This is a genomic window from Streptomyces sp. WZ.A104, assembly GCF_002382885.1.
GTDB lineage: Bacteria > Actinomycetota > Actinomycetes > Streptomycetales > Streptomycetaceae > Streptomyces.
Genome location: NZ_NWVL01000018.1, coordinates 62,185 through 77,787 on the forward strand (window position 1 = coordinate 62,185; position 15,603 = coordinate 77,787).

The 15,603-nt window shown below is 72.7% G+C and carries 13 protein-coding genes; 7 read left to right on the forward strand and 6 right to left on the reverse strand.

Annotated features, from left to right (window positions below; genetic code table 11):
• Positions 1 to 18: 18 nt before the first annotated feature.
• The 5 genes from CIB93_RS12540 to CIB93_RS12560 all read left to right on the forward strand — a co-directional run bounded on the left by CIB93_RS12540 (position 19) and on the right by CIB93_RS12560 (position 6,668).
• Positions 19 to 954 (forward strand): diiron oxygenase, encoded by a 936-nt coding sequence (locus CIB93_RS12540; RefSeq protein ID WP_096626869.1) that lies wholly within the window; start codon positions 19 to 21, stop codon positions 952 to 954.
• A gap of 34 nt (positions 955 to 988) precedes the next feature.
• Positions 989 to 1,771, forward strand: coding sequence for a TetR/AcrR family transcriptional regulator (locus tag CIB93_RS12545; protein WP_096626870.1), 783 nt, complete (start codon positions 989 to 991; stop codon positions 1,769 to 1,771).
• A gap of 4 nt (positions 1,772 to 1,775) precedes the next feature.
• On the forward strand, positions 1,776 to 2,051 hold the full coding sequence (locus tag CIB93_RS12550) for a hypothetical protein (RefSeq protein ID WP_096626871.1): 276 nt from the start codon (positions 1,776 to 1,778) through the stop codon (positions 2,049 to 2,051).
• A gap of 80 nt (positions 2,052 to 2,131) precedes the next feature.
• Positions 2,132 to 5,326, forward strand: coding sequence for a PQQ-binding-like beta-propeller repeat protein (locus CIB93_RS37870; RefSeq protein WP_096626872.1), 3,195 nt, complete (start codon positions 2,132 to 2,134; stop codon positions 5,324 to 5,326).
• Positions 5,327 to 5,453: 127 nt separating this feature from the next.
• On the forward strand, positions 5,454 to 6,668 hold the full coding sequence (locus CIB93_RS12560) for a C40 family peptidase (RefSeq protein WP_096626873.1): 1,215 nt from the start codon (positions 5,454 to 5,456) through the stop codon (positions 6,666 to 6,668).
• A gap of 55 nt (positions 6,669 to 6,723) precedes the next feature.
• Here the strand turns inward: CIB93_RS12560 and CIB93_RS12565 are convergent, their stop codons facing one another.
• From CIB93_RS12565 to CIB93_RS12585, 5 genes are read right to left on the reverse strand one after another with little or no spacing between them, the layout of a single operon-like run.
• A complete protein-coding gene (locus CIB93_RS12565) occupies positions 6,724 to 7,959 on the reverse strand; it encodes a styrene monooxygenase/indole monooxygenase family protein (RefSeq protein ID WP_096626874.1) in 1,236 nt (411 codons plus the stop codon).
• A 51-nt stretch (positions 7,960 to 8,010) separates the two neighbouring features.
• The gene (locus CIB93_RS12570; RefSeq protein WP_096626875.1) at positions 8,011 to 8,661 is read right to left on the reverse strand and encodes an ATP/GTP-binding protein; all 651 of its coding nucleotides are present in this window, start codon (positions 8,659 to 8,661) and stop codon (positions 8,011 to 8,013) included.
• Complete coding sequence (locus CIB93_RS12575) at positions 8,642 to 9,061, reverse strand: DUF742 domain-containing protein (protein ID WP_096626876.1); 420 nt, start codon at positions 9,059 to 9,061, stop codon at positions 8,642 to 8,644. The genes CIB93_RS12570 and CIB93_RS12575 overlap by 20 nt, the downstream gene beginning before the upstream one ends.
• The gene (locus CIB93_RS12580; protein ID WP_096626877.1) at positions 9,058 to 9,537 is read right to left on the reverse strand and encodes a roadblock/LC7 domain-containing protein; all 480 of its coding nucleotides are present in this window, start codon (positions 9,535 to 9,537) and stop codon (positions 9,058 to 9,060) included. The genes CIB93_RS12575 and CIB93_RS12580 overlap by 4 nt, the downstream gene beginning before the upstream one ends.
• Positions 9,534 to 12,917, reverse strand: coding sequence for a nitrate- and nitrite sensing domain-containing protein (locus tag CIB93_RS12585; protein WP_096626878.1), 3,384 nt, complete (start codon positions 12,915 to 12,917; stop codon positions 9,534 to 9,536). Before CIB93_RS12585 ends, CIB93_RS12580 begins: the two co-directional genes overlap by 4 nt.
• Before the next feature lie 363 nt (positions 12,918 to 13,280).
• Between CIB93_RS12585 and CIB93_RS12590 the strand changes: the two genes are divergently transcribed.
• Positions 13,281 to 14,072 (forward strand): hypothetical protein, encoded by a 792-nt coding sequence (locus CIB93_RS12590; protein ID WP_096626879.1) that lies wholly within the window; start codon positions 13,281 to 13,283, stop codon positions 14,070 to 14,072.
• Between the two features lie 36 nt (positions 14,073 to 14,108).
• Here the strand turns inward: CIB93_RS12590 and CIB93_RS12595 are convergent, their stop codons facing one another.
• A complete protein-coding gene (locus CIB93_RS12595; protein WP_096626880.1) occupies positions 14,109 to 14,591 on the reverse strand; it encodes a MarR family winged helix-turn-helix transcriptional regulator in 483 nt (160 codons plus the stop codon).
• A 208-nt stretch (positions 14,592 to 14,799) separates the two neighbouring features.
• Here CIB93_RS12595 and CIB93_RS12600 point away from each other — a divergent pair, with 208 nt between their 5' ends.
• Positions 14,800 to 15,594: a polysaccharide deacetylase family protein gene (locus CIB93_RS12600; protein WP_096626881.1), complete on the forward strand. Its 795-nt coding sequence runs from the start codon at positions 14,800 to 14,802 to the stop codon at positions 15,592 to 15,594.
• Positions 15,595 to 15,603 lie beyond the last annotated feature (9 nt).

A 15,603-nucleotide genomic window follows, 5' to 3' on the forward strand; every position in this document is an offset into this window, starting at 1 on the left:
GCGTGAGGTGCTCCCGCCATGACGACCGCGACCGATCGCGATATGACCCTGCTCCGTGACGCATTCGGGCCGCTCCGCGACCGCGAGCAGATCGCCGCGCGGCTGCTCGCATCCTCGGCCAGACACTCCTTCGGCCCCGACACCGAACTCGACTGGGACGCGGCCGTCGAGGAGGGCAAGTGGTTCTGGCCCCCGGAGCTGCTCTCGCTCTACGGCACCCCGATGTGGGACCGCATGCCGGAGGAACAGCGCCTCGACCTCTCCCGGCACGAGGCCGCCGCGCTCGCCTCGCTCGGCATCTGGTTCGAGATCATCCTGATGCAGCTGCTGGTCCGGCACATCTATGACAAGCCCGTCACCAGCAACCACGTCCGCTACGCGCTCACCGAGATAGCCGACGAGTGCCGGCACTCGATGATGTTCGGCCGCATGATCGACTGGGGCGGCGCCCCGACCTACCCGGTGCCGCGCGTCTATCACAACCTGGCGCGGGTCCTGAAGACCGTCTCCACCACCCCCGGTTCGTTCGCCGCGACCCTGCTCGGCGAGGAGATCCTCGACTGGATGCAGCGCCTGACGTTCCCGGACGACCGGGTGCAGACCCTGGTGCGCGGGGTGACCCGCATCCATGTGATCGAGGAGGCCCGGCACGTCCGGTACGCCCGCGAAGAGCTGCGCCGCCAGATGGTGACCGCCCCGCGCTGGGAGCGCGAACTCACCAGGGTCAGCTGCGGCGAGGCGGCCCGCGTCTTCTCCGTCTGCTTCGTCAACCCGCAGGTGTACGAGAACGTCGGCCTGGACCGCCGGGCGGCCGTGGCCGAGGTGAGGGCGAGCGGCCACCGCACCGAGGTCATGCAGACCGGCGCCAAGCGGCTGACGGACTTCTTCGACGACATCGGGCTGCTGAACGGCGTCGGTCGCAGACTGTGGCGGAGCTCCGGGCTGCTGGCCTGAAGCGGTGCGGGCCACAGGCTCTAGTCTCGGTGGCATGACGCCCACCGCCGCAGTCCCGCAGCCCCGTGCGACGTACCGCAGGCTCAGTGTCGAGGAGCGCCGCGCCCAGCTGCTGCTGGCCGCGCTCGGCCTCTTCGCGCACCGGGCCCCCGACGAGGTCTCGCTCGACGACGTGGCGGTGGCGGCCGGGGTGTCCCGGCCGCTGGTCTACCGCTACTTCCCCGGCGGGCGGCAGCAGTTGTACGAGGCCGCGCTCGGCTCGGCGGCCGACGAGCTGAAGCTGTGCTTCACCGAGCCGCCGGAGGGCCCGCCCACCGAGCGGGTCGCCCGGGTCCTGGACCGCTATCTGCGCTTCGTCGACGAGCACGACACCGGGTTCAGCGCCCTGCTGCGCGGCGGCAGCGTCGTGGAGACCTCCCGTACGACGACGATCGTGGACGGGGTGCGCAGGGCGGCCGCCGACGAGATCCTGCGCCACCTGGGACGGATCGGCGGCGCGGGGGAGGGGGAGCAGCCCGCCGGGCCGCGGCTGCGGATGATGGTGCGCAGCTGGATCGCGGCCGTCGAGGCCGCCTCGCTGATCTGGCTCGACGACGGGAAGCGGCCCTCCGCCGCCGAGCTGCGCGGCTGGCTGGTCGACCACCTCATCGCCCTCCTCGCGGCCACCGCCGCCACCGACCCGGAGACCGCGTCCGTGGTGAGCGACCTGCTGGCGCTGGAGACCGCCGGGGGACCGGCGGGACAGCTAGCGGAGCGGGTGATTCCGGTCGTTGCGGAGGCGGCGCACCTGCTGCCCGCGGCGGCTGCGTCAGACTGACCCGGTGAAGAGCGAGAACACCCCTTTCCGCGGCGGCCCCCTGGACGGCCGGGTGCTGCCGATCCTGCTGGGCCCGACCGGCCATCCGCCGAAGTGGTACGAGGTCCCGGTACCCTCCCCCGACGGCGGCCCGGCCACCGTGTACGCGTACCAGCGCGTCCCGGCCGGGTACACCAGACGCCTCGGCCTCCAGCGCGGCTGGGTGTACGAGTACGTTCCCGGGGGCCGCGAGCGCCGTACGCTCAAGTGGCCCTGGTCGAAGCCCCCGGGCCGCGGCTGAGTGGCGGACGGGCCGCGCTTCGGCGCAGGCCCTAAGATCGACGGTCAGGTGCCGAGGGACGGTCACAAGGGGGGTGCGCCATGGAGGCGCTGCGTCAGGACGATCCACGCCGCTTCGGCCGCTTCACCGTGCTGGCGCGCCTCCACGAGGGTGCGAGCGCCGTGCAGTACGTGGCCCGGGACACGGAGACCGGTGAGCCGGCCGTCGTCACCGCCGCGCGCCCCGCGCTGGCCGCCGTACCCGCCTTCCGCCGCCGCTTCCAGGCGGAGGCCCGCACCGCCGAACGCCTGGCGGGCGGCTGGGTGACCCCACCACTGGAGACCGGTGCGGACGAGGACGAGGCCCCGGAACTTCTGTGGACGGCGGCGGGTTACGTCCCCGCGCTGCCGCTGGCCGAGGCGGTCGGGATCGCCGGACCGCTGCCCGAGCGGGCCCTGCGGATACTGGGCGCGGGCATCGCCGAGATCCTCTCCCGGGTGCACGCCGCCGGGTCCGTGCTCCAGGGCCTCGCCCCCGGTACGGTGCTCCTCGCCGAGGACGGCCCCCGCCTCACCGCGTTCGGCCCGCTGGGCGCGGCGGCCTCGGCGGAGGCGCGGCCGGGCGGCCAGCTGTCGGTACGGCTCGGCTATCTGACGCCCGAGCAGATCGAGGGCAAGGAGGTCTCCGCCGCCTCCGACCTGTTCGTACTGGGACTGCTCCTGGCGTACGCGGCGACCGGAACGACCCCGTTCACGGAGGGCCCGCCCGAAGAGGCCGCCCGCCGCATCGCCGAGGACGAACCGGAACTGGACGCCGTGCCGGAGCCGTTGCGCGAGCTGATCACGTCCTGCCTGGCGAAGGACCCGGCCGAGCGTCCCACCGCGGGCACGGTCGCCGCCGAACTGGCCCTGGAGGGCGCAGCGGGCCTCGCCCACGGCGGCTGGCTCCCGGAACAGCTGGCGGCGGCGGTCACGGACCAGGAGGCGCGCGTGCGGGCGCTCGGGGCGCCGGAGGGGAAGGCAGGGAAGGCGGGGGCTGCGGAAGGGCCCGGCGCGGGCGCCGATGACACGGATGGCCCGGCCACTACGGATGGCCCGGCCGCTACGGACGGTCCTGGCGCTGCGGACGGCCCTGGCGCCGACGCGCCCCGGGAGGCCAAGGGGGCCGAAGAGCCCCAGGAGCCCAAGGAGGTCAAGGAGCCCGGCGAGGCCACGGAGACCGCCGAGACCGGTGAGGCCACTGAGGCCGCCGAGGCCACCACCGCCCCCACGGCCACCGACTCCGGCTCCGGCCCCGGCTCCACCACCGGCTCCACCACCGACACCGACACCGACACCGACACCGACACCGAAGCCTCCACCGAACCCGCCCCCACTCCAGAAATCCCCGGTATGTCCGCAACCCCCACCGAACCCGAGAACGCCCGACCGAAGGCCCCCCGGCCCGAGGACGCCCGACCCGAGGCCCCCCGGCCGCACGACCCCCGGCCCGAGGACGCCCGGCCCGAGGACCCCCGCAAGGCCCTCGTGCCCCAGGACGCGCGGCCGCTTCCCGCGCTCGCGAAGGGCCCCACCGCCGCACCGGCACCGGCGGCCGCCACCGCTCCCCCAGCAGCCACCCCCGTAGGTGACGGGGACAGCGGGGCCGACGGAGACGTCGGTGAGGACCGGGGCACCACGCGCTTCCTCAACACCGGGCCGCGGCCGCCGCGGAACGACCGCCCGACCACCCAGCTCGCCGTCCCCCACGAAATGACCGCTCCCCCGGGCACCCCCCACCCCCAGGCTCCCCAGCTGCCCGCGGCACCCGCCGCCCCGCAGCAGCCGACCCACACCCAGGGCGGACCGGCCCCGTACCCTCCGGCCGCCCTCCCGGCGCTCCCCGCCGGGCCCTCAGGTCCGGGAGGCCCGGGCGGGCCCGGCGGTGGCCCGATGGTGTCCCTGCCCCTGCCCCCCGCACCGGCCCCCGCGCCCGACCCCGCCACCAGCCGCCGGACCCTGCTGACCATCGCGGCCGCGGCGGTCGGCGGACTGGTCGTGGGCGGCGGTGCTGTTGCCGCGCTCGGCTCCGGGGACACCGCGGCGGCCACGGACGACAAGCCCGCGCCGAAGCCCCGCCGTACGCTGCCGGGGCAGGCCCCCGAGCCGCGCTGGATCTACCGGCACCCGGCCTCCGAGTCCGCCCCACGCACCACCGCGCTGTGGCGGGACCGGCTGCTGGTGGTGACCAGCGAGAGCCAGGCGAGCGCCGTCGACCTGCGGACCGGGAAGCGGCTGTGGCAGCGCGCCGACGCCGCGAAGGGGCAGGCCGCGCTGGCTGCGGGCGATGAGCTGTGCTTCGTGGCCACCCCGACGGAGTTCCTGTGGCTGTCGCCGGAGGACGGCACCGTCGTGCACCGGCTGCGGTACACGGACGGCTTCACCGACCTGCCCGGCCTGGCGGTCGGGCGGCTGGCCGGGCACTCGGGCCCGGTCGTCTGGTTCACCGGCTCGCACACGGTCACCGTGGAGGCGCCGAAGCCGAAGAAGGGCGAGAAGAAGGCCAAGGACAAGGAGGTCGTCCAGGCGTACTTCTTCGCGTACGACATCGTGCAGCGCAAGGAGCTGTGGCGTACGCCCGTACCGGCGGGCCGTGCCCCGGGCACCCCCGTCTACCGGGTCATCGGGGAGCGCTCCACCGACATCCTCGTACGCCAGGAGTCGGGCACGCTCACGCCGGCCGAGGTCAAGGCGGCCAAGGGGAAGGGCTCCATCCGCTCGTTCGACCAGAAGACCGGCAAGCTGCTGGGGACGAAGCAGTACGGCACGGCCTCCCCCGTCGCGGGCATCGCGGGCGACGAGGACGGGGCGCTGTTCGCGGCGGTCGGCACCGACCTCCAGGCCTTCGAGACGGACACCACGAAGCCGCTCTGGCGGGTCGCGGGCAGCCCCGGTTCGGTCTTCGGCACCCCGATCCTCGCCGGACCGCTGATCCACACCACCGAACGCACCCGGCAGGTCGGCGCGGTGGAACGGGAGACCGGCCGGCTCGTGTGGCGCCGCTCCACGGAGGTGCCGGGGATCGGGAACGCCCCGTCCATCACGCTCAGCGCCAGCGAGAAGACCCTGATCGCCGCCGACGCGATCCAGGTCACGGCGTTCTCGGCGGCCGACGGTGAGCGGCTGTGGAAGTTCCAGGACATCGGTGCCACCGACCCCAAGGGCGGGACGGTGATCGCGCCGTACCGGACGCTCACGGTCGGCAGGACCGCCGTCGTCCAGCGGGGCAAGGTCTTCTACGCCTTCCCGGTGGTCTGAGGCCCTCCCCCTCCCCCACCGCCGTCCGGGGGATTCCTCGGACGGCACGCCGCGCAGTGCTTGCATCACCTGACACCGAGTGACCGGATAATCAGATTCACCCACTTTTGGTCACGGAGGTGATGTCGTGTCAGGCAGGCTCCTGCGCGCGGTCTGTACGACCGCCCTCACCGCGGCGCTCACGGTCTCCCCGGCCATCGCCGCACCCGCCGAGCCGGACCCCGTACCGTCCGACGATTCCTCATCCGCTCCCCTCGTCGACGCCGAGACCGCCCTCGCCGCCCCCGAGGCCGGGGCGCCGAGGAGTGTCGCCACCCTGCTGCGCGAGTTGCAGACCCTCTACCAGGAGGCGGAGGAGGCGAGCGAGGCCTACAACGCCACCGCCGAGAAGCTGAAGAAGCAGACCGCGCGGGCGAAGAAGGTCGACTCCGACCTGACGAAGGCGCGGGCCGCGCTGGAACTCAGCCGCGGCGACGCCGGGCGGCTGGCCCGGGAGCAGTATCAGGGGCGCACCGACTTCTCCGCGTTCCTCCAGCTGCTGCTGGCCCGGGACCCGTTGCGGGCCCTGGACCAGACCCACGTCATCGAGCGCGTGGCCGCGGGCCGTGCGGCTACGGTGGACCGGCTGACCGAATCGGCCCGGCGCGCGGACACGCTGGCCTCCGCGTCCCGGAAGGCGATGGACCAGCAGAAGAAGCTGGCCGCGCGGCAGAAGAAGCAGCGCGACACCGTGCGCGGCAAGCTGGAGCGGGTCGAGGCCCTGCTCGCCACGCTCTCCGCCGAGCAACTGGACCTGCTGGCCGGACTTGAGCAGCAGGGCGTGGCGGCGGCCCAGCGCGAACTGGTCGCCTCCGGGGCCCTCAGCTCCACCCGGCCGCCCACACGGCAGGGCGGCGACGCCGTGGCGTACGCGATCCGGCAGATCGGCAAGCCGTACGTGTGGGGCGCGGAGGGGCCGGGGTCCTTCGACTGCTCCGGGCTGACGTCCCGGGCCTGGTCGTCGGCCGGACGGCCGATCCCGCGCACCTCTCAGGAACAGTGGAAGCGGCTCCCGAAGGTGCCGCTCTCCTCACTGCGCCCCGGCGACCTGGTGGTCTACTTCCCGAAGGCGACCCACGTGGCGCTGTACATCGGCAACGGCCTCGTGGTGCAGGCACCCCGCCCCGGTACGGAGGTGAAGGTCTCCCCGGTGGCGTCGAACCCGCTGCTCGGGGCCGTCCGCCCGGACCCCGGCGGCGTACCGCTGTCCGCGTACACGCTCCCGGATCTCCCCGAGGGCGCCCGCGACGGCGCGGACACCGGGTACGGCGCGGACACGGCACCGGACGCGGCACCCGAATAGGCTCCCGGCGGCCGGACCGGCGGTGCGGGCCCGGCCGCCGAAGCACACTCCGCTGTCAGGCTCCGGAGACCGAGGCCAGGTACGCGTTCGTCTTCTCCGGCTCGAAGAAGAAGTCGTCGAAGTCCGCCGGGTCGTTGAACCCGTTGGCGAAGCGGTCCGCGACGGGCTGGAGCTGACCGGCCGCGCCGATCAGGTTCAGCACGTGCTCCGGGGGGACGCCGAGCATCGCGTTGGTCCACCTCACGACGTGCTGGGCGGTGTCCCAGTAGCGGTCGAAGGCGGACTGCATCCACGCCGCGTCGAACTCCTTCTCTCCGTGCTCGATGATCGAGTCCAGGTAGGAGTCGGCGCACTTGGACGCCGAGTTGGAGCCCTGGCCGGTGATCGGGTCGTTGGCCACGACGACGTCCGCGACGCCGAGGACCAGACCGCCGCCGGGGAGCCGGCCGATCGGCTTGCGGACGGTGGGGGCGTAACGGCCCGCGAGGGTTGCGTTGGCGTCGGTCAACTCGACCCTGGTGGCTCGGGCGTACTCCCAGGGCGTGAACTTCTCCATGAGCTCCAGCGTCTTCGCGAGGTGCTCGGATGGGTCCCTGATGCCCTGGAAGGCGTCCAGCGGGCCGCCGGGGATGCCCTCCCAGAAGAGGATGTCGGCCCGGCCGGAGGTGGTGAGAGCCGGCATCACGAACAGCTCGCCGACGCCCGGCACCAGGTTGCAGCGGACCGCGTCGAACTCCGGGTGCTCCGGGCGCGGGCCCATGCCGTGGACGTAGGCGACGGACAGTGCCCGCTGCGGGGCGTCGAACGGCGAACGGGCCGCGTCCCGGCCGAACATGGAGACCAGCTCACCCTTGCCCGCCGAGACCATCACCAGGTCGTAGGTGCGGGAGAAGTAGTCCAGGTCGGAGACGGCCGCCCCGTGGATGACCAGCTGCCCGCCACGCTGGGCGAAGGTCTCCATCCAGCCCGCCATCTTCACGCGCTGGTCGACGGACTGCGCGTACCCGTCCAGCTTGCCGACCCAGTCGACGGCGCGCGAGGAGTCGGGGGCGGCGACGGAGACGCCGAGGCCCTCGATCCTCGGGGCCTGGGACTCCCAGAAGTTCAGCTGGTAGTCCCGCTCGTGCTGGAGCGCGGTGTGGAACATGACCTGCGTCGACATGACCCGGCCCGTGCGGATCTCGTCGGCCGTGCGGTTGGACATGAGGGTGACTTCGTAGCCTCTGGACTGAAGGCCCAGGGCCAGCTGGAGCCCGGACTGACCGGCTCCGACTATGAGTATCTTCCGCATCGCGGCTCTCCGTTGTCTCTGGTTCGAGGCGGTCTGGGCGGTCTGGGCGGTCTAGGCGGGGGTGACGTCGAGGGCGTGACCGACCAGGGCGAGGAGCGACTCGACGACCGTGATCCTGTTGCGCGCGTCCATGATCACTATCGGCACCTGCGACGGTACGGTCAGGGCCTCCCTGACGTCCTCCGCCTCGTAACCGGGCGTCCCCTCGAAGTGGTTGACCGCCACGATGTACGGCAGCCCGCAGCTCTCGAAGTAGTCGAGCGCGGGAAAGCAGTCCTCCAGCCGCCGGGTGTCGGCGAGGACGACCGCGCCGATCGCCCCGCGCACCAGGTCGTCCCACATGAACCAGAAGCGCTGCTGGCCGGGCGTGCCGAAGACGTACAGCACGAGGTCGTCGTCGAGGGTGAGCCGGCCGAAGTCCATGGCCACCGTCGTGGTGGTCTTCCCAGGCGTCGCGGAGAGGTCGTCGGTCTCCTCGCTGGCCTGCGTCATCAGCGCTTCGGTCTGGAGCGGGGTGATCTCGGAGACCGAGCCCACGAACGTCGTCTTGCCGACGCCGAAGCCGCCCGCCACCACGATCTTGGTGGCGGTGGGTGCGCGGGTGTGGTCGAGCTGCCAGGCCTGGAGGGATTCCTCCGCCTGGTCCCGGGGCCCCGGCTGGCGCGGGGCGAAGAGCGGCGCCTCAGAGACGGCGGAGTCCATTGAGCACCCTTTCGAGCAGTGCGCGGTCGGGCTGACCGGTGCCGTGCCCGGTCCCGTACACGCGGATCTTTCCCTGGTCGGCCAAGTCGCTGAGCAGCACCCGGACGACTCCGAGCGGCATCTTCAACAGGGCCGAGACCTCCGCGACCGTACGCATCCGGCGGCAGAGTTCGACGATGGCCTGGAGCTCGGGCATGACGCGCGAGACGAGGTTTCCGTTGGTGAGCTCGCGGCGCTCCTCGGGTGCTTCGAGGGCCGCGACGAACGTCTCGACGAGCAGGACGTGCCCGAAGCGGGTGCGGCCGCCGGTGAGGGAGTACGGGCGGACCCGGGCGGGGCGCCGGTCGGCGCCGCGGACGGGGAGACGCGGGGCGGGTTCGGCTGCGGCGGCGGTCGTCACTGGGCGCTCTCCATCGATGTGCGCAGCTCGCTGCGGAGTTCGGGGGTGAGTACGTGTCCGGCCCGGCCGACGAAAAGGGCCATGTGGTACGCGACGACGCTCATGTCGCAGTCGGGGGCGGCGTGCACCCCGAGCAGGGAGCCGTCGCTGATCGACATGACGAAGACGCTGCCCTCGTCCATGGCGACCATCGTCTGTTTGACGCCGCCGCCGTCCATCAGTTTCGCGGCGCCGACGGTCAGCGAGCCGATACCGGCGACGATGGTGGCGAGGTCGGCACTGGAGCCCTTGGGGCCGTCCGACGTCCCGGCCGCCTTCGCGCTGTGATGGCCGGGGTCGGAGGAGAGCAGCATCAGGCCGTCGGACGAGACGACGGTGACCGAGTGGACCCCTGGCACCTCCTCCACGAGATTGCTCAGCAACCAGTGAAGGTTCCGGGCTTCGGTACTCAGCCCGAATGTGCTGGGCGCAGTCAACTGCGTGCCTCCTCGACTGTGTCCCCCGTCTCTTCGTTCCGGCCGTCCGTACGACGGCCGCCGGTCTGGTCGATCCGTGCGGTGCTGGTGGTGTGGATGGTGCTCGTGGTGCTCGTGGTGCCGGTGGACTCGGCGATCTCGGCCTCGACGTCGCGTCGGCCCTCCTTCGCCGCTTGGTGGAAGCTGCCGAGACGGCGGCGGAGATCGTCCCTGTCGATGCCGCCGGTGCGGGTGCCTCCGGTGAGCCCGGCGGGTGAACCCTCGGGCCGGACGATCCTGGGCGTGCGCTTGGGCAGCCCCTTGTCCGTGACCCGCTCGCCCTCGGGGCGACGGGGACCGGGGACGACATCGGCGGGGAAGGCCTCGGTGTGGGAGGCCTCGGTGTGGGGAGCGGGGCGGAACGCGGGGCCGTCGTCCGGGCCGCCCTCCGCGGGCCGCTCGTGGCGGTCGGGGCCGATCGCGTACGGGTCGGCGGGCTGACGCGTGGCCGGGGTGATGGGGGCTGCGGGGACCACGGGGGCGGTGGGGACCGTGGGAGCCGTGGGGGTGGCCGGGGGCTTCGGCAGGCGGACCTGCATCGTGATCTCGGAGTCCGATTCGGCGGGTGCCTCCGCGTCGGGGCCGGAGTCCGGTTCGGCACCCGCGTCGGGCGTGGGCCGGGCCTCCGCTTCCGGCCCCTGCCCCTGCTCCTGCTCCTGCTCCTGCTCCTGCTCCTGCTGCGGTACGGCGTTGGCTTCCCGGGCCTCGGGGTCCTCGGCCGGCTCCGGTACGGGCGCGGGCTCCGGCCCACGCTGCGCCTCCGCCGAGGCGTTCTCGCGGATCGCGCGCTCAGCGGCGGCGATGATCGGGTCCACGGCGGACTGGGGCTCGACGGCCTGCTCGGAGGCGAGGCCGGGATCGGGCTCGGACACGGGGTCAGGCTCGGACACAGGCCCGGGCTCGGGCTCGGACACGGGCTCGGACACGGACACAGGCCCGGGCTCAGCGCCGGAGACCTCTTCGCGGACCTCCCCGGAGGACGCGTCGAAAGCCTCTGCGGAGACTCCCACGGGCGCGGCCCCCGCTTCGGCCTCCGGCATCGGCTCGGCAGCCGCCTCGGTCTCCGTAGCCTCAGCCGTCTCCGTGGCGGCCTCAGCCCTCTCCGCAGCCGTCGGCGCGACCGGCGAACGGCTCGGCAGCGCGTTGGAGTTGGCCTCGGCCACCGACCCCGGCAGGGTGAGCGCCGGGCCGTCGCCCGGCAGTTGCACGGCGGGCGGCGAGGCCGCGGGCAGGGACTTGGGCAGCAGGGTCTGCGGCAGGACGACGACAGCCGCCACTCCACTTCCCTTCTGCTCGCGCAGCTGGACCCGCACTCCGTGCCGGGCGGCCAGCAACGACGTCACCTGGAGCCCGAGTCCGGCGCCGGTCATGTCGATGTGCCGCTCCCCCGGCTCGAACGAGGCCGGGTCGGCCAGCCTGGCATTGAGCTCGCCCATCCGGACCGTCGACATGCCGATGCCCTCGTCGGACACGGAGAGCATCACCTCGCCGGTCTCCAGGAGCCAGCCGGACAGCTCGACATGGGAGTCCGGCGGAGAGAAGGAGGTCGCGTTCTCCAGGAGTTCGGCGAGGAGGTGGCTGAGGTCGTCGGCCGCGAATCCGGCGATCTGGGCGTGCGGCGGCAGGGACTGGATGGTGACCCGCTCGTACCGCTCGATCTCGCTGACGGCGGCGCGTGCCACGTCGACCAGCGGGATCGGGCCGGCGTGACTGTGGCCGTGGTCGGCGCCCGCGAGGACGAGCATGTTCTCGCTGTGGCGGCGCATGACCGTGGCCATGTGGTCCAGCTTGAACAGGGTGGCGAGGCGCTCCGGGTCCTGCTCGCGCTCCTCCAGGCCCTCGATCACGCCGAGCTGCCGCTCGACGAGGCCGAGGGTGCGCAGGGAGAGGTTGACGAAGGTGTGGTGGACCGTGTTCTTGAGCTGTTCCAGCTGGGTGGCCAGCTCGGCGGTCCGGTCCTGGAGTTCGGACCGCTGCTGGGCGAGGGACTCGCGGCTCTTGATCAGGCCGGAGCGTTCGGCGCTGAGGCTCTCGACGCGACCGGTGAAGTCCTGGTGCAGGGCGGTGAGCTTGCCGTGCAGGGTGTTCATCGACCGGACGACCTGGGCGAACTCGTCGTTGCGGCCGGTGTAGCGGACCGGTTCGGCGGTCTCGGGCTCCTCGGCGAGGCGGGCGGCGCCGATACGGAGGACGGCGAGCGGCTGGGTGAGCGTGCGGGCGACCGCGGTGGAGACGCCGACGGCGAGGAGGAAGCAGCCGCCGAGCAGGGCGATGCTCAGTTCGAGGGCGGTGACGTCGTCGTCGCGGAGCCCCTCCAGGTGCCGGACCTGGCCGGCGGAGAGGGCGGACTCGACGCTGCGCATCCGGTCGACGCGGGCGGAGAGCGCGGCCTCCAGCTTCTTCGGGCTGACCCTGCGCTCCGCCTCGGACAGCTCGGGGCGGTCGGTGAGACGGGTGAGGTACTTCTCCGCGTCGTTGACCTCCGGGCCGGTGACGGTGGCGGAGAGCTTGTCGCGGGCCGCCGGGTTCGCCGCCTGGTCGAAGTCGGCGAGCGAGGCCAGTTCGCGTACGCGGGCCTGCTGGGCGGCGGCGCTCAGCTCGTCGCGTTCGCGGTCGGCCCGGGCGGCGTCCTCGTCCTGGGTCTGCACGGGCAGCCCGGTGAAGGGGTCGGTCTGCGGGACCGTGGGCTCGGGGCTCGGCACGGCGAGCGCGGCGAGGAGGAGCCCCCGGGTCGCGGAGGCCTGTTCGGCCGCGCCGCCGAGGGTGAGCGGGGCCCGGGTGGCGTCGGCGGCGCGCGGCGGGGTCTTCTCGGCCAGCTCGGCGGCGATGCCGTGCAGTTTGGCGATGACGTCGGAGTACGCCTGGTGGGCCTCCAGCGCCGTGCCCTTGCCCGTCAGCGCGTCCCGGCGCAGGGAGGGGATCGTGGAGAGGTCGCGGCGCAGGGCCGCGGAGGCCGCCTCGTGGATCTCGTCGATCTGCTGGTCGACGCGCGTGGCGCGGGCGGTGCGGTTCTCCGCGGCGTCGCTGTCGTCATCCTCGCCCCGGCCGTCGGCGATGTACGCGGTGACCGCGTCGCGTTCGTCGGCGAGGGAGTGCGCGAGGGTGACGGCCTGCTGGTTCAGCTCGGCGAGGGTGACGAGCCGCTGGGACTCGGTCAGATCGGCGGAGGCCCCGAGCACGGCGGGCGCACCCGCCGCCAGGACGATGACGCCGACGACCGCGACTCCGGCGACCAGTCGGCTGCGCACCCGCACGGTTCGCCTGTCGGCGCCGGGCGCCGGAGGCGTCGCCCCGGAACCGTCGTGCGTCGTGCCCTTGCTCCGCGGCCGCTTCTTCTGCACCGGTGCTCGCAATCTTGACTCGTCCACCCTTGAAGCAGAGGTGACGCACGGTCACACAGAGGGGCACCCCGCTCCTGGTACGGCTTCTGACCATTCCAGTGCTTTTGAGAGGGGTGCGCGCATCAACCGCTCCGCCACTCGAACGAGTGAACATCACTCTTGAGTTGGCGAACAAGTCTCCCCCGGTGCGCCCCTGACCATGCATGGACGATGGGGTGGAACTTCCGCTCCGGCTTTGGCAGGATGCCCGCCCGCACTCGTTCGGAGTCTCTCCTTCCGGCCCCTGAGGCCCTGTTGACCTGCTGGTACAAGCCAATGCGACCGGGGTGCGGGTCCCGTGAAGGCGTCGTGGAGACTGACGTCATGCGCATCGAACTGGCCACCGCCCCCGGCAGCCCCGAACGCCCCAACGAGGACTGGGTCTCGGCCGCTCTCCCCGCGTCCGGTCAGGGCGGCACGCTGGTCCTGCTCGACGGCGTCACCCCGCCGCCGACGGAGCCCGGTTGTGTGCACCCGGTTCCGTGGTTCACGGCCCGCCTGGGCGGCGCGCTGGTGGAACTGTCCGGTTCACGCCTCGATCTGTCCCTGACCGAGGTACTGGCCGAGGCCATCTCCCGTACGGCCGACGCACACCGGCCCACCTGTGACCTTTCTCACGTACGCACTCCTCAGGCGACCGTGGTCATGGCGCGTTGGGGCGAACACGCGGTCGAGTACCTGGTGCTCTCGGATTCGGTGTTGCTGCTGGAGGCCCCGGACGGCTCGGTCCGCGCGGTCCTCGACGACCGGCTGGACCGGCTGCCGCCGGGTTCGCTGGCCTCCCATGAGATCGCGGACTCCACGGTGCGCAACAAGGAGGGCGGCTTCTTCACGGCTGCCGCCGATCCGTCGGTGGCGGTGCGCGCGGTGACCGGCAGCGCCCCGGCCTCCGAGGTCCGTGCCCTCGCCGCGCTCACGGACGGGGCGAGCCGCTGGACGGAGATGTTCGGCGAGGGGGACTGGGCGGCCGCGCTGGAGCAGTTGCGGAGGTCGGGGCCGCAGGCGCTGATCGACCGGGTACGGGAGCTGGAGACCGCCGACGCGGGGGCCGGGCGCGCGCGGCTGCGGCGCGGCAAGGCGCACGACGACGCCACGGCGATCCTGGTGGAGCTGTAGGGGCCTTTCGGCGCGGGGCCGGCCCTCGGCTCGGGGTCAGCTTTCGGCGCGGGCGTTCAGCTGGTGCAGCAGCCGGGCCAGCTCCGCCACCTCGGCCCGGTCCCAGCCCGTCAGCTTGCGTACGTAGCGCTCGCGGCGGGCATCCCGGACGCTGCGGAAGCGGGCCAGGCCTTCGTCGGTGAGGTGGACGAGCCAGGCGCGGCCGTCGGCCGGGTCGGGCTCGCGTACGACCAGGCCGAGGTTCTCCAGGGAGTGCAGCTGGCGGCTCATGGTGGCCTTGCCGACGCCGAAGTACGCGGCCAGCTCGGTGGCCCGCTGCCGGCCCGCCGACTCCAGGCGGACGAGCAGCCCGTAGGCGGCGGGCTCCAGTTCCGGGTGGACCTCCCGGGCCATCTCGCCCGAGCTGGCCCGCGCCCGGCGCAGGAACACGGCCAACTCGCGCTCCAGCGCCAAGAATTCGTGGTCCACACCGCTTCCGGCGGCCACGCCCCGCTCCGGCTCGCTCTCACTCCCGTGCACGTCAGCACCCCCTCTACGGCTCCCTGCCGATGAAACATGTCACCGCGGGTGGTCGACGCCGCAGCTCGGCCAGTATTTCGCAGGATGCCCAGGAGGGGGCCGACGGCGACGGCGCGACCCACTATGCACTCCATGTATACGTACTAGGTATAGTCCTCGGCGTACCGCACAGCTGTGCGGGATTTCCCGCACGGAGGAGTGCTTTGCCATGCCCGAAAAGACGCCGCTGTCCAAGGTGCCGTCGTCAAAGACGTCATTGCCCGGGAAGCGGTTGGCCATGGCTCTGGTGGCGGCGCTCACACTGACGCTGAGCGGCTGCTCGATGGACACGACCGCGCCGGGCTCGGCGCGCGGGGAGGCGGCTGCCGACGCCAAGGGCGCGTTCGGGCCGGTGGACTGCCGCGAGGCCAAGTGCATCGCCCTGACCTTCGACGCGGGGCCGGGCGAGGACACCCCCGAGCTGCTGGACATCCTGAAGGAGAAGAAGGTGCACGCCACCTTCTTCCTGCTGGGCAAGCACCATGTCGTCAAGCACCCGGACACCGTGCGGCGCATCCAGGACGAGGGCCACGAGGTCGCCAACCACACCTGGACGCACAAGATCCTTACCGACCACGACCCGGACGAGATACGGGCCGAGCTGGAGAAGACCCAGAAGGCCATCGAGAGGATCACCGGCGAGCGGCCCCGGCTCATGCGCCCGCCGCAGGGCCGCACGGACGACGAGGTCAGCAAGGTCAGCAAGGAGCTGGGGCTGTCGCAGGTGCTGTGGAGCGCCACCGCGAAGGACTACTCGACGAACGACTCCGCACTGATCCGGAAGCGCATCCTGGACCAGGCGAGCAAAGACGGCATCATCCTGCTGCACGACATCTACAAAGGCACCGTCCCCGCCGTGCCGGGCATCATCGACGCGCTCCAGAAGGACGGCTACACCTTCGTGACCGTCCCCGAGCTGATGGCCCCGGCCGAGCCGCAGCCGGGCACGATCTACCGCCCCTGAGCGGCCCCC

Excerpts from the sequence above, each read along its gene's own strand:
- CIB93_RS12540 (WP_096626869.1), top strand. The coding sequence starts at position 19 with ATGACGACCGCGACCGATCGCGATATGACCCTGCTCCGTGACGCATTC.
- CIB93_RS12545 (WP_096626870.1), top strand. The coding sequence starts at position 989 with ATGACGCCCACCGCCGCAGTCCCGCAGCCCCGTGCGACGTACCGCAGG.
- CIB93_RS37870 (WP_096626872.1), top strand. The coding sequence starts at position 2,132 with ATGGAGGCGCTGCGTCAGGACGATCCACGCCGCTTCGGCCGCTTCACC.
- CIB93_RS12565 (WP_096626874.1), bottom strand. The coding sequence starts at position 7,959 with ATGCGGAAGATACTCATAGTCGGAGCCGGTCAGTCCGGGCTCCAGCTG.
- CIB93_RS12570 (WP_096626875.1), bottom strand. The coding sequence starts at position 8,661 with ATGGACTCCGCCGTCTCTGAGGCGCCGCTCTTCGCCCCGCGCCAGCCG.
- CIB93_RS12590 (WP_096626879.1), top strand. The coding sequence starts at position 13,281 with ATGCGCATCGAACTGGCCACCGCCCCCGGCAGCCCCGAACGCCCCAAC.
- CIB93_RS12600 (WP_096626881.1), top strand. The coding sequence starts at position 14,800 with ATGCCCGAAAAGACGCCGCTGTCCAAGGTGCCGTCGTCAAAGACGTCA.